Below are 12562 nucleotides of genomic sequence, written 5' to 3' on the forward strand. Positions count from 1 at the left end.
TTGCGCTATGTCAAGCGTGAGTATGCGTTCTTCGACGCACTGTCCCGTTCGGGCAACGATATGCAGATGTATGACCGGGTCAAGGATGTGTTGAAGCAGATGCTGCTTGGGCAGGCGGCCCGTGTGGGTGCCGAGCTGAGCTACAGCGGCATTCCTCACGACTATGCGCTGGAAATTCTGGTCTCCGCCGTCTCATCGATTATCTGGCTATGGATCCGGCGCGGCTGCAAGGAGGCGCCCGAGCAAATCTGCGCCATCATCGAGAAAAACAAAACCACCGCGCCCGTATACATCATACGGTAAGCGCGGTGGTTCGTGTCGGAATTTGGCCCCCTCCCTGAGAGGGGTCAATCCGCAGGAGAAATCGGAAACCTAAAACTCAGACAGCCAGCTCGGCCTTGAGTTCCTTGAGGTCGGCCAGGATCTCATCGTGGCACTTCTCGTTGGTGTCGAAGGCAAGGTGGCAGAAGGCGCACTCGTGGCCTTCGCGGTTCTCGTGGCAAGCGTGCAGGCAAGCCTTGCCCCCGTACTCTTCGGTGTGGTTGTGCTCGCAGCCGGTGTCGTCGCAGCAGTCGCCGGTGAAGCAGCAGCCGCAGCGGCCACAGGCGGCCACGCCGTGCTCGTGCTTGGTGGCGTCGAACTTGGCCAGCGTGTCCTTGCAGACGGCGAAGGTGCCCTCTTCGGTAACGATCTCGTAAGCATGCTCATCGATGGTCTTGATAGTCATTGTTGTTCCTTTCAGCGTTTGTTCGTCTGTGACTGTAGGGCGGCAGACGGCAGCGGCGAAAGTTGGTGAAAGTGATTATCAGGCCCATTGCTGCTATTAAGAGCAATGAGACCTCATGCAGTTTTGTGTCGGTAACGGGCCGATTGTTGGCTGAGTGTCGACGCCTGGTATAGGTGGTGGCGGTACCAATCCAAATACTGGTGGAACGACGACGATGAGCGTGTCTGGCGTCGGTGCTGCGCCAAGCGTTGGCAATCTAACGATGCGAGTGGAGCTTATATCGTCGCTATTGCGCCAAGGATTGGAAGGGCACCGATGCTGAAGGCCAGTAGCGTCGGGACTGCGCCATTATTTGTTCGAGCGCCGACGGCCAGTATCGTCTGGCGTCGTCAGTGGTCCATCCTTTGGTGAGGTGCCGACGCTGAGAGGCGGTTCGATGGCATGCTTCGCCGCACACTTGGGGCACAGGTCGAAAATCTCCAGTTCGTGGGCGATGGTCTGGTACTTCAACTGCTTGGCGGCTTTGTCGATCCACTGCTCAAGTCCGGGAATCTCGATTTCGATGGTCCGCCCGCATTCGTGGCATACGATGTGATGGTGGTGATGCTGGTCCGAGCACTCGCGGTAGAGGGCCTCGCCGTTGACGTGGATTACGTCGAGCTCGCCTTGGGAGGCCATCATCTGCACATTGCGGTAGGCGGTGGCCGTGCCGATGCGCGTGCCGCGCTCGCGCAGGATGTCGGTGATTTCCTGGGCCGTGGCGAATCGGGATAGTTCCGCCAGGACCTGGGTGATGAGGAGTCGGGGTCGCGTCACGCGCCGAGTGGTCGCGGTTTGCTCGATGCTCATGACGTTATGCCCCTTTCCGTTAACAAATGATATTCATTATCGTTATTAAAGCAAATCAGATGCCCGGCATGTTGTCACATGATTTGAATCAACTGGCAGAAATCCCGCGTTTCAACGAGGCCTGCGCGGGATTTCTGCCAGTTTTGAGCCCTATAAAGGCAGAGCCCCCGCGTACCTTTCGTTGTAACGCGGGATTTCTGCCGATATGGGGCGAGTCATGGCGCAGCGCAGTGCTTTCCATTTCGGGAGACGCGTCATTTACTGCCAGTAGAAGTAGCCGGTCGGGGCGGCTGCGGCTTTGCTGGCCGACCGGACCTGCAGTATCAGGCCTTGGCGCTCGTGGCCGGCGGAGCCGTAGGCGCCCTGCTTGATGACGGCGTCGACGGTGACCCAGTCGTGATTGTGCGGGGTGCCGGCCTTGCCGGAGCTGGCTATGAACCCGAATGGGGTCATGTCGAGAATGCAGCAGGACATGAACTGGCGGGACAGCTCGAACTCGTCCGCGTCGAACGTACGCGACTTGCTCACAAACCCGGTGACCTGCACATGGTAACCGACGTAACGCTGCGGATTATGGTCGATCTGCTCGAACCATGAGCCGAATTCGTCGTCGCTGATGGTCAGGGTCTTGTTCGCCGTGTCGAGTCCGTGCAGCTGCGAGGAGCCATCAGGCTTGTGCGAGCTGCGGGGAATGACGATAGCGCGGCCACCGGCGTACTCGTCGAAGCCGCCGCTGCCGCTGCTGGGCTGGAACGGCACGGCGATCAGCAGCGCCGGAATAATCAAGGCGATCAGGAACCGTAAAACCGAACGCTCCGTGGCATGGAACAGTCCGAGCCATGCTGCGGTCGCCAGCACGAACAGCAGTACCGCACCGATGATGAGATACGGCAGCGAACGCGGCGTGGTCAGCGTGGTGTATGATCCGCCCACCGCTGCATAGGCGATGGCCGCGCCCAGCGCCGCGAAACACAGCGCCTCCACGCGGTCGGGGAGTGTGACTTTGCGTTTCATGGCTACGCTCCCATCACCAGATGGGCGGCAATCGCGGCGAGGAAGCAGGCCGCCGCCACGGTCGCGATGAACCGGATGATGAACCGTGGCCGGCATTCCGTGGCCAGCATCAGCGTGTTCTTGAGGTCGAGCATCGGGCCGAAGACCAGGAAGGCAAGCATGGCGGAGACCGGCAGCGCGCCAATCATGCTGGCGGCGATCACCGCATCGGACGTAGAGCACAGCGAACACAGGAACGCCAGTCCCATCGCCGCCAGAATCAGTACGATGGCACCAGCGTCATCGAGCGTACTTGAACCGTTGGTCAACGACGACAATGCGGTGCGCATGATGGAGGCAATGATCGTGCCGAACAGCAGAATCGGCATCATCCGCATAAAGTCGTCATGCGTATGCCGAATGAAATGCGTGAACCGCTCCAATCCACGCCCCGTGCCCCGCCGGCGGGGCTGTCGACAAAGCCCGACTGGGGGGTGGCTCTCAGGCGAATCACCCGTCGCCCCTGCACAATCCTCGCAAACCAACGACCGCCCAATCGTCAGCGGCCTCTCACGTACCGCAGGGGAGCGGGGCGGCCACACCGCGAACGACACCCCCGCGACTATCGCCACTACCATGCCCAACCCCGCGCGGGCCGCCACCATTCCTGGTTTGTCGGTGAATGCGAACCATGTGGACCATATCGCCATCGGATTCATCACCGGCACTGCGCACAGAAACGTCACCGCACACGGCAGCGGCAGGCGTTTGCGCATCAGATTCGCGAACGTAGGCACCACCATGCAATCGCACACCGGTAGGCACAGACCGGCCACCAATGCCGCGGCCAGTCCGCCGGCCAACGATTTCGGTATGTGGCGGGCCAGAAAATCGGCGCTGACGAACGTGCTGACCGCGGCCGACGTCATCGCGCCCAGCAGCATGAACGGAATCGCCTGCAGGATAAGCCCCGCGGCACCGGTGCCGATACGCACCAGCGGAACCGGAAACCCACGCGACTCGAGCATCGCGGAAGCCGCAATCAGGAACGCCACCAGCGGCGTGCCGATAATCAGAAACAAATAGTTCGCCGAATGGTCCTGTTGCGCGGTGTTCACCTGTTCCGTGCGCTGCGTGCGAGGTTCTTTCATGCGAATATCACCTGCCATATCGCCGTCATATTAGCACCGTACGCATGATAGTGGTCGAGATAATATGCGAGTTCCCCGCATGCCGATGGTACACATCGATATGCGGGGAACTTTGCACATGGTTGCCTGGGCCGATGGCGAATCAGTGGGCCAGCATCTCGGTGGCCACTTCCTCCTTGCTCATGGACACCGGGTAATACGTGGGCCAGTTGTCCATTTCCTTGAGGGTTTCTTCCTGTCGTTGAAGTGACGTTGCACGGTGGCGGCGGTGGCAGAACCGGCCCCGGCCTTGTCCGCGTAGGCGGCGTTGACGCCCATGAGGCCGCCCGCGTTCCCGATGGTCTGGCGTTTCTTGTCAAGCTGCGCCTTTCCGCCCAACCGTCATAGCCGGCGCCGTTGAGCCACGATGTCTGCCTTGGCGAGCTTGGCCAGATCGGATGCGGTGGACTCCATAAAACGGCGGTTCGCCCCGGCAGGTGGCGGCGTACGGAAGGAAAGTGGACTTGGTGAGGAAGTACTTGTCGGCGGATCGGTCATAGAAGACCGCGGGGCCGTATTCGGGGTGGATGCCCTCTTGCATGGTTATGAACCTTTGGTTGTGTGATGTTGTGTGGTGATATGGATGAGAATGGCGTTGGACGCGCGGGTGGAATCCGGTGAATTGAGATGGCCTGAGACGGCTCGACGGCCGGTTGTGCCGGCCCGATCACCAGCTGGATTTCACCACGCCGGGCAGCTCGCCCTTGTGTGCCTTCTCACGCAGATTGATACGTGACAGGCCGAACTTGCGGTTGTAGGCGCGCGGACGGCCGTCGATGGAATCGCGGTTGCGCAGACGGGTGGGCTGGCGTCGTGGGGGAGGGCCTGCAGCTTGCGCATCGCCTCGGCGTGTTCTTCGTCTGCCGAAAACGGCGGGATCCCGCGTTGCCGTCGTCGGGGCGCGGGATTTCCGCCGGCAGCGCGGGTGTGCGCGTGCAACACGCCGATATAAATGCAAATGATAATAATTCTCAATACATGTTATTCTGTCGTGTGGGTGGCCGAGCGATGATGCAGCAACAGCAACATCGCCCAGCCAAACAGCTGAATTAGAGAGGAAAATCCAATCATGTCCATCATGTCCAACGCCAAGCGCGCGCTCGCCATCGCGGCCGCCTCGGCGACCCTGTTCTCGATGGCCGCCTGCGGTTCCAGCAATGCCGCCGGCAGCAAGTCCGATTCCAGCAGCGCCGCGTCTTCCGGCAAGATCGAGGTCGTCGCCTCCATCAACCAGTGGGGTTCCGTGGCCAAGGACCTCGGCGGTAGCAACGTCGAAGTCACCAACATCATGACCAAGACCAACGTCGAAGCACATGATTACGAACCCACCAGCCAGGATGTCGCCAAGTTCGGCACCGCCAAGGTTGCCGTGGTCAACGGAGCCGACTACGACCCGTGGGCCACCAAGGCCGCGCAGTCCACCAAGGCCACGCTGGTCACCGCCGCCGAAACCGCCGGCATCAAGGAAGGCGACAACCCGCACGTCTGGTTCTCCGCCAAGGTGCGCTCCAACACCGCGGACGCCATCACCGCCGCCTACCAGAAGGCCGATCCGAGCCACAAGGACGACTACGCCAAGTTCAACAAGGACTGGCATGCCAAGGAAGACCAGCTCGAATCCAAGATCAAGGACACTTCCTCCACGACCGAGAACCTGCCCTACGCCGCCACTGAATCCGTGGCTTGGTACTTGGCCGACGACCTCAAGATGACCGACGCCACTCCGAAGGGCTACGCCCAGGCCTCCGCCAACGAGAGCGAGCCGACCCCGGCTGACATCAAGGACTTCCGGGACACGCTGAAGGTCGGCTCCATCAAGATGCTGGTCTTCAACAGCCAGGAAGCCAACTCCACCACCGACCAGATCACCGGCGCCGCCAAGGATGCCAACGTGCCGATCGTGGAGCTCACCGAGCAGATGCCAAAGCAGTACACCAACCTGCTTGACTGGATGAGCGCACTGGTCGACCAGTTCGCCGCCGCTGTGAAGTAGCCCGAACCGCATATGTTGCCGCATATGCATGCAGGCCAACTCGATAATGGGGCGTCTGAAAGGATCGTGTGGGGACACGCCTTAAGGCAATTCGAATGGCCTGATATCACGCGGCAATAGATGCGATATCAGGGAAGGCTCCTTATCAATCAGGGTGCTTCGGGGATACCCCCGAGGCACCCTTTGCGTTAGGGTAAATAGTTAGGAAACAGTAAGAAAAACAGTGGAACTATGGATTTTCCAAGGTTCGGCGGCAACAATATGCCCTTGAACAGTCACATACGGAAACAGGCGAATGAGCGAAAACACTAGCAGTATCACCACAGTGAAACCCCGTTTCAAGCTTTGGTCCAAGCGGGCCGAAGCCGACGAAGTCACGCCCAAGCGCACGTATAAGCCTTTCCCTAGCTGGGTATACGGCGTGCTGTTCGTTATTTTTGACATCATTGTCGTGGCCGCGCTCGAAGTGGGCGTCTCTTCCAGCTCCACCCGCGTGCAGTTATCCAGCCCCACGGTCGGATTTGGCTTTGTGAGCAAGATGTGGACCGATGGCAACTTCGTATTCGTGCTCAACGTACTGCTTGTGGCGCTGCTGTATCTCATGCTGCTTATGCTGTTCAATCGATTCTGGACAGCCAGCATCGTGATTCTTGGCGTGGGCATTATCGTGGCTGCCATCGAGCACTTCAAAGTCGAGATCCGCTACGAGGCGATTCTGCCCGCCGACCTTGGCTTCCTCGGTTCAAACACCGGCAATATGTTGACATTCATCCCTGCCGGCGCGCATGTAACGATTCTTGTGGCACTCGGCGCGTTCGCCGTACTGCTTGCCGCGATTCTGGTGATGCGGCACTTTGACGGGCGCAAAGGCCGCATGATTCGTACGGACAATTTGAGCTTGAATCTCACCTCCCGACTGATTTTGCTGCTGCTGCCGGTTCTGGTATTCGCACTGTATTGCATTCAGGTGAGCACCACCGACTCCGTGGCCAACAAGTTTTCTCGTACCATGGGTGACATTCCGTCCATGTGGGATTCCGTATATGACGCGCAGCGCAACGGTCCGCTGGTGGCGTTCACCCGCCAGCTCAACCCGAAAATCATGGACAAGCCAAGTGACTATTCCGAGGAAACCATGAAGAAGGTTGCGGCCCGGTATCAGCAGGAAGCCGAAACCATCAACGCTTCCCGTACCAACAACCTCAATGATTCCACCGTGGTGTACGTGCTTTCCGAATCCTTCTCCGACCCGTCGCGTGTGCCAGGGCTGAAAGTCAACAAGGATTCAATGCCCAACATCCGCAAAATCAAGGCAAGCACCACTTCCGGTCTGATGCTCTCCTCCGGCTACGGCGGTGGTACGGCCAACCTGGAATACATGGGATTGTCCGGCCTGAGCATGGCCAACTTCGATTCCTCGCTATCCAGCCCATACCAGCAGCTGGTGCCCAGCCAGCATTGGACCCCCACCATCAATCAGCTGTGGGGTGCGCCCGCCAACTCGCTTGGTTACCATCCGTATGAGTCCAGCATGTACTCGCGAGCCACGAACTACAAGAAGTTCGGCTTCTCGCACTTCTACACATTGACCGGACCGGACGTGATCAAGTATCAGGACAAGATCGATGAGTCGCCGTACGTGTCTGATAAGTCATCTTATGATTCCGCTTTGGAAGGCATCAAGGACGGTTCTGCGAGCAAGTTCATCCAGATCATCACCATGCAGAACCACATGCCCTACCACGAATGGTATGAGAACAACGACTACACCGCCGAATCCACCACTGGTACGCCGCTGGGCGACGACGAGCAGCAGTCAATCGAGACCTACCAGAAGGGCGTAGAGATTACCGATCAGGCCACGCAGGAGTTCCTGGACGAGCTGGATGCACTCGATAAGCCCGTCACCGTGGTGTTCTACGGTGACCACTTGCCCGGCATCTATTCTTCCGCCAGCGAGGATGGAAACAACTCCCTGGCGCTGCATTTGACCGACTACTTCATCTGGTCGAACAAGGCCTCAAGCACCCAAGGTAACAAGGCCAGCGATGCGGCCTACTCGTCGCCGAACTTCTTCGTGGCGCAGGCTGCCGAACATATGGACGCCGAGGTGAGCCCGTATCTGGCATTCCTTACCGAAATGCATGCCAAGATTGCCGCCATGGAACCGCCCGTGGTCAACAAGATTCAGGGCTGGGATCGTATTCCCGAAGGCCAGAACATCTATCTCGACCAAAACGGCAACCCGATGTCCGAGGATGATTTTGACGCCGAAACCAAGCAGCTGCTTGCCGACTACAAACTCATCCAATACGACATCACCGCCGGCAAAAACTATCTGAAAGATACTGATTTTATGACGCTGCCGTAAAGCAGACGGCCTAGTAGGCTGTCTGTAGGCAGCGTGCGAGCCGACAGGCGAGCCAGCAAGGCGCGGGTGCAGCCCGTCTGAAATTGCAGTAGCACTGCCGTAAAGTAAGGGGGCTTCCATGACGAACGAGACTTTCGAACAACTTAAAGTTGCCTACGAATCCGGTCTCACGCGGCCGCTGGCATGGCGACGTGCACAGTTGAACGCATTGCGCCGTCTGGTTATGGAGAACCGTGATGCTTTCATCTCCTCGGCCATGGCCGACTTGGGCAAGCCCGCGGCTGAAACAGTGCTTATGGAACTGAACCTGGTGGCTGGCGAGGCGCAGTTTGTACGCAATCGTCTGGGCCTGTGGACTGCCCGGCATCCTAAGGCGATGCATTGGATGCTGCAGCCTGCCGCCGGATGGACGATCGCCGAGCCCAAAGGCGTGGTGCTTATCATTTCACCGTGGAATTATCCGGTATTGCTGGCTTTGGAGCCGATGGCCGACGCGCTCGCCGCAGGCAATGCCGTCTGTCTGAAGCCGTCCGAGCTCTCACCGAATACATCCAAACTGCTTGCTGAACTCGTGCCGCAATACCTCGATGCCGAGGCGGTGCGTGTGGTTGAAGGCGGACCTAAGGAAACCGGTGATCTGCTGAAGAATCCGTTCAACCATATCTTCTATACCGGTGGCGGGCGCGTCGGCAAAATCGTGATGAGGGCGGCGGCCGAGAACCTGACGCCGGTCACATTGGAACTTGGCGGCAAGTCGCCATGTTTTGTGGATCGTACTGCGGACATCAACGTGGCTGCACGCCGCATTGTGTGGGGCAAATTCACCAATGCCGGGCAGACCTGTGTGGCGCCTGACTATGTGCTTGCCACGCCGGATGTGGCTGAAGCGTTGGCCAAACGTATTGCCGTGGCAGTTACCGAGTTCTATGGCAAGAACCCACAGGATTCGCCGAACTTTGGCCGTATCATCAACGAACGGCACTTTGACAGACTCTGCAAGCTGCTGCCGGTCGGTACCGTGCCCTCTGATGAGCCGAGCTCTCCGCTGATTCAGGTGGCGTCTGCGGTTGGTGCTGCGGTGGACATGGTCGGGAAACGCATTAATGCTGCTGCGTCTGGAAATACGGCAACTGAGGCCCGTCCTGATACCACTGAGACCGGTATTGTTGCGGTGCCTGGCGTGGTGGATCCGGCCGGCCGTGTGATGTGCGGTGGTAAGGTCGACCGGGCTGCTCGCTACGTTGCTCCTACCGTGCTGTACGGCACGCAGCCGGATGCGCCGGTGATGGGGGAGGAGATTTTCGGCCCGATTCTACCGATCGTAGTGGTCGAAGATGCCGAGGCTGCAATTCGTTTCATCAATCGGCGATCTCGCCCGTTGGCAGCATATGTGTTTTCGCGCGACCATGAAGTGCGGCTTGCCTTCGAGCGTCAGACCAGTTCCGGTGCTCTTGGATACTCATTGCCGCTGGGCCATCTGCTTTCCAGCCGACTGCCGTTCGGTGGTGTGGGCGGTTCCGGTATCGGTGCGTATCACGGCAAAGAGGGCTTCCGCACGTTCAGTCACATCAAAACCGTGGTCAGCAAGCCGCAGTTCCCCGACACCCTACGGTTGGTATATCCGCCATTCAACGAGGCCAAAGCCAAGCTGATGGATCTCATCTCAAAGCTGAGTTGAATGATGATGTTTTCGGTGAAATTTTCTGCTATTCACCGGTGGTTACTCTGATACGGCGAATGTTTGCTGTCCCGGTTCGTAAAAAAGAGTCAAAATCGACTACTGGGACAGAAAAATTTGGCCCGGTAGTCACGTCAATCGTGTGATCTGACTACCGGGCCAAAATACGCGGCTAACGCTCCATCATCACGCGTTCAGGTTTCCTGAAGTAGCAGAAGTGGTGCAGCTGCAAGGCGCGTCGAGGAAGGTGCCGAACCATATAGAGGACAGCCCAGTGGGCTGTCCTCAGGTGAGGGGAGCGGCTGTACCGCAACGGTTGCGTGTAGCGCAACAGGTACGTCGACGAGACAGCAACGCGGCAGATGCGCCGTTCTGCTACTTCAGGGCTTTGAAGCCGATGTCGTGGCGATAGAACATTCCCCGCAGTTCGAATTTATCGATGATTGCGTAGACCTTGTCCTGCGCGGATTTGATATCCGGAGCGGAGGTCTCAACGAGCAGCACGCGGCCAGAGTTGGCCACAAGGTTACCGTGCTCGTCAGAGGCGACACCGGCGTAGTAGACGTGAGAATCCTCGTCAACGTCGATTTCGGGCACGTGAGCACCCTTGATAACGTTCTCCGGGTAGCCGTTGGAGGCAATCACCACACCAAGGGTGGCGTTGGACTCGTTCCACGTGAACTCAGGGGTTTCGCCGTCGAGAATGGCGGAGATGCCAGCGCCAAGGTCGGAAGTGAGCTTGGGGAGCACGACTTCGGTTTCCGGATCGCCAAAACGAGCGTTGAATTCAATGACCTTCGGGCCGTCGGCAGTGGCAATCAGGCCGGCGTACAGAATGCCGGTGAACGGCGTGCCTTCTTCAGCCATGCCCTCAACGGTGGGGCGCACGATAGTTTCGATGGCTTCGTCAACCACGGACTGCGGAATCTGCGGAACCGGGCTGTAGGCACCCATGCCGCCGGTGTTCGGGCCTTCGTCGCCGTCATGGGCGCGCTTGTGATCCTGGGAGATTGGCATCGGCCAGAAATCGGTGCCGTTGACGAAGCTCATCAGGGAGAATTCCTGACCGTCCAGGAAGTCCTCGATAACGACCTTGGCGCCGGCAGAGCCAAAGCGGTGGTCGATAAAGATGTCTTCGAGAGCACGCTGAGCGGTGAGCTCGTCCATGGCCACGGTCACGCCCTTGCCGGCGGCCAGGCCATCAGCCTTGATAACGATCGGAGCACCATGCTCGTGTACGTAGTCCTGAGCCAGCTCAAGATCGCTGAAGGTCTTGTACTGGGCGGTCGGAATGTTGTGACGGTCCATGAGCTGCTTGGCGAAATCCTTGGAGCCTTCAATCTGGGCGGCGGCCTTGGATGGGCCGAACGCCTTGATGCCGGCGGCGGCGAAATCGTTCACAATGCCTTCGATCAGCGGGACTTCCGGGCCGACGAACACCCAGTCGTAGTCGTTGTCCTTCACGAAGTCGATGAGTGCGGCGTGGTTCGACTGGCTGAGCTGCGTGGTGTGGATGCCGTCCTTGAGCATGCCCGGGTTGCCGGGGGCCACGGTGACTTCGTCAACGCTCGGTGCCTTGAGCAGCGTGTAGGCGATGGTGTGCTCACGCGCTCCGGAGCCGATGACCAATACTTTCTGACCCATGTTGTTCCTTTCCTGCGGAAAGCGAGTTACTTCAGTACGATTTGCGTGCCGGTGGTGTCGGCGGTGATGGAGCCGAGCACGTAAGCGGGCTCGTTGTTGTCGGTGAGCAGCTTCAGCGCCTCGTCCTTGCGGGCGGGGTCGATGGCGAGTACCATGCCGATGCCCATGTTGAAGATGTTGTACATCTCCTTGTGATCGATGTTGCCGGCCTTCTCCAGCACATCGAAAATCGGGAGCACAGGCCAGGTGCCGAGCTCGATCTCAGCGGCCAGGCCGTCCGGAATCATGCGCGGGATGTTCTCGATGAAGCCGCCACCGGTGATGTGGGCCACGCCCTTGACCACGCCTGCCTTGAACAGCGGGGAGAGAGCCTTGACGTAGATCTTGGTGGGGGTGAGCAGCACGTCGCCGAGCTTTTCGCCGTCCAGCTCGTCAAGTTCGGTGTCCACGGTGTAGCCAGCCTGCTCGAACAGGGCCTTGCGCACCAGAGAGAAGCCGTTGGAGTGTACGCCGGTGGAGGGCAAGCCGATGAGCACATCGCCCTCGGCAATGGTGGAGCCGTCCACGATGGCGGACTTTTCGGCGACGCCGACCGAGAAACCAGCGAGATCGTATTCGTCCTCGTCGTACATGCCCGGCATTTCAGCGGTTTCACCGCCGACCAGTGCAGAACCGGCCTGCACGCAGCCGTCGGCCACGCCGGCTACGACCTGCTCGAGCAGAGCCGGATCGTTCTTGCCGCAGGCGATGTAGTCAAGGAAGAACAGCGGTTCGGCACCCTGAGCGGCGATGTCGTTGACGCACATGGCCACGCAATCGATGCCGATGGTGTTGTGCTTATTTGCCATCTTGGCGACCATGAGCTTGGTGCCCACGCCGTCGGTACCGGAGATGAGAACCGGCTCTTTGTATCCAAGGGAAGCCAGGTCAAAAAGGCCGCCGAAGCCGCCGATACCGCCGACCACACCGGGGCGGTTCGTGCGAGCCACGTGCGACTTGATGCGCTTGACGACTTCGTACCCGGCTTCGACGCTCACGCCGGCGTTCTCATATGCTTGTGGCATTTGGTTGGGCCTTTCTACTTATTCCGGCTCCCCTCTGAAGGGGAGCTGTCGGC

Annotated in this window: 11 protein-coding genes and 1 pseudogene; 4 read left to right on the forward strand and 8 right to left on the reverse strand. The window is 59.1% G+C overall.

What is annotated here, in order from left to right; genetic code table 11:
* Window positions 1-303 carry a TetR-like C-terminal domain-containing protein gene (locus BBBR_RS02545; RefSeq protein ID WP_003828590.1) on the forward strand — a complete coding sequence of 101 codons (303 nt, stop codon included), beginning with the start codon at window positions 1-3 and terminating at the stop codon, window positions 301-303.
* Window positions 304-379: 76 nt separating this feature from the next.
* On the opposite strand, the gene BBBR_RS02550 is transcribed toward BBBR_RS02545, so the two are convergent.
* From BBBR_RS02550 to BBBR_RS11405, 6 genes and pseudogenes are all read right to left on the reverse strand, one after another.
* Window positions 380-727, reverse strand: a complete 348-nt coding sequence (locus tag BBBR_RS02550; RefSeq protein ID WP_003828592.1) for a hypothetical protein — start codon at window positions 725-727, stop codon at window positions 380-382.
* Between the two features lie 348 nt (window positions 728-1075).
* A complete protein-coding gene (locus tag BBBR_RS02555) occupies window positions 1076-1576 on the reverse strand; it encodes a Fur family transcriptional regulator (RefSeq protein ID WP_003828593.1) in 501 nt (166 codons plus the stop codon).
* 258 nt (window positions 1577-1834) lie between these two features.
* Complete coding sequence (locus BBBR_RS02560) at window positions 1835-2590, reverse strand: TIGR03943 family putative permease subunit (protein WP_003828595.1); 756 nt, start codon at window positions 2588-2590, stop codon at window positions 1835-1837.
* A gap of 2 nt (window positions 2591-2592) precedes the next feature.
* The gene (locus tag BBBR_RS02565) at window positions 2593-3720 is read right to left on the reverse strand and encodes a permease (protein ID WP_047928203.1); all 1128 of its coding nucleotides are present in this window, start codon (window positions 3718-3720) and stop codon (window positions 2593-2595) included.
* Window positions 3721-3862: 142 nt separating this feature from the next.
* The gene (locus BBBR_RS11335; protein ID WP_074525341.1) at window positions 3863-3937 is read right to left on the reverse strand and encodes a ZinT/AdcA family metal-binding protein; all 75 of its coding nucleotides are present in this window, start codon (window positions 3935-3937) and stop codon (window positions 3863-3865) included.
* Between the two features lie 489 nt (window positions 3938-4426).
* Window positions 4427-4531 (reverse strand): annotated as a pseudogene (locus BBBR_RS11405) (30S ribosomal protein S14); the annotation flags it as partial.
* Window positions 4532-4828: 297 nt separating this feature from the next.
* Here BBBR_RS11405 and BBBR_RS02575 point away from each other — a divergent pair.
* The 3 genes from BBBR_RS02575 to BBBR_RS02585 all read left to right on the forward strand — a co-directional run bounded on the left by BBBR_RS02575 (window position 4829) and on the right by BBBR_RS02585 (window position 9801).
* On the forward strand, window positions 4829-5752 hold the full coding sequence (locus BBBR_RS02575; protein ID WP_032738157.1) for a metal ABC transporter solute-binding protein: 924 nt from the start codon (window positions 4829-4831) through the stop codon (window positions 5750-5752).
* A 295-nt stretch (window positions 5753-6047) separates the two neighbouring features.
* Complete coding sequence (locus BBBR_RS02580; RefSeq protein WP_003828608.1) at window positions 6048-8123, forward strand: LTA synthase family protein; 2076 nt, start codon at window positions 6048-6050, stop codon at window positions 8121-8123.
* Between the two features lie 118 nt (window positions 8124-8241).
* The gene (locus BBBR_RS02585; RefSeq protein ID WP_033892580.1) at window positions 8242-9801 is read left to right on the forward strand and encodes an aldehyde dehydrogenase family protein; all 1560 of its coding nucleotides are present in this window, start codon (window positions 8242-8244) and stop codon (window positions 9799-9801) included.
* A 375-nt stretch (window positions 9802-10176) separates the two neighbouring features.
* On the opposite strand, the gene purD is transcribed toward BBBR_RS02585, so the two are convergent.
* Window positions 10177-11445: a phosphoribosylamine--glycine ligase gene (purD, locus tag BBBR_RS02590; protein WP_003828611.1), complete on the reverse strand. Its 1269-nt coding sequence runs from the start codon at window positions 11443-11445 to the stop codon at window positions 10177-10179.
* Between the two features lie 26 nt (window positions 11446-11471).
* Window positions 11472-12509 carry a phosphoribosylformylglycinamidine cyclo-ligase gene (gene purM, locus BBBR_RS02595; protein WP_003828613.1) on the reverse strand — a complete coding sequence of 346 codons (1038 nt, stop codon included), beginning with the start codon at window positions 12507-12509 and terminating at the stop codon, window positions 11472-11474.
* Window positions 12510-12562 lie beyond the last annotated feature (53 nt).

It is taken from the genome of Bifidobacterium breve DSM 20213 = JCM 1192 (genome assembly GCF_001025175.1).
In the GTDB taxonomy this organism is placed as follows: domain Bacteria; phylum Actinomycetota; class Actinomycetes; order Actinomycetales; family Bifidobacteriaceae; genus Bifidobacterium; species Bifidobacterium breve.

Excerpts from the sequence above, each read along its gene's own strand:
- BBBR_RS02550 (WP_003828592.1), bottom strand. The coding sequence starts at position 727 with ATGACTATCAAGACCATCGATGAGCATGCTTACGAGATCGTTACCGAA.
- BBBR_RS02555 (WP_003828593.1), bottom strand. The coding sequence starts at position 1,576 with ATGAGCATCGAGCAAACCGCGACCACTCGGCGCGTGACGCGACCCCGA.
- BBBR_RS02560 (WP_003828595.1), bottom strand. The coding sequence starts at position 2,590 with ATGAAACGCAAAGTCACACTCCCCGACCGCGTGGAGGCGCTGTGTTTC.
- BBBR_RS02565 (WP_047928203.1), bottom strand. The coding sequence starts at position 3,720 with ATGAAAGAACCTCGCACGCAGCGCACGGAACAGGTGAACACCGCGCAA.
- BBBR_RS02575 (WP_032738157.1), top strand. The coding sequence starts at position 4,829 with ATGTCCATCATGTCCAACGCCAAGCGCGCGCTCGCCATCGCGGCCGCC.
- BBBR_RS02580 (WP_003828608.1), top strand. The coding sequence starts at position 6,048 with ATGAGCGAAAACACTAGCAGTATCACCACAGTGAAACCCCGTTTCAAG.
- BBBR_RS02585 (WP_033892580.1), top strand. The coding sequence starts at position 8,242 with ATGACGAACGAGACTTTCGAACAACTTAAAGTTGCCTACGAATCCGGT.
- purD (WP_003828611.1), bottom strand. The coding sequence starts at position 11,445 with ATGGGTCAGAAAGTATTGGTCATCGGCTCCGGAGCGCGTGAGCACACC.
- purM (WP_003828613.1), bottom strand. The coding sequence starts at position 12,509 with ATGCCACAAGCATATGAGAACGCCGGCGTGAGCGTCGAAGCCGGGTAC.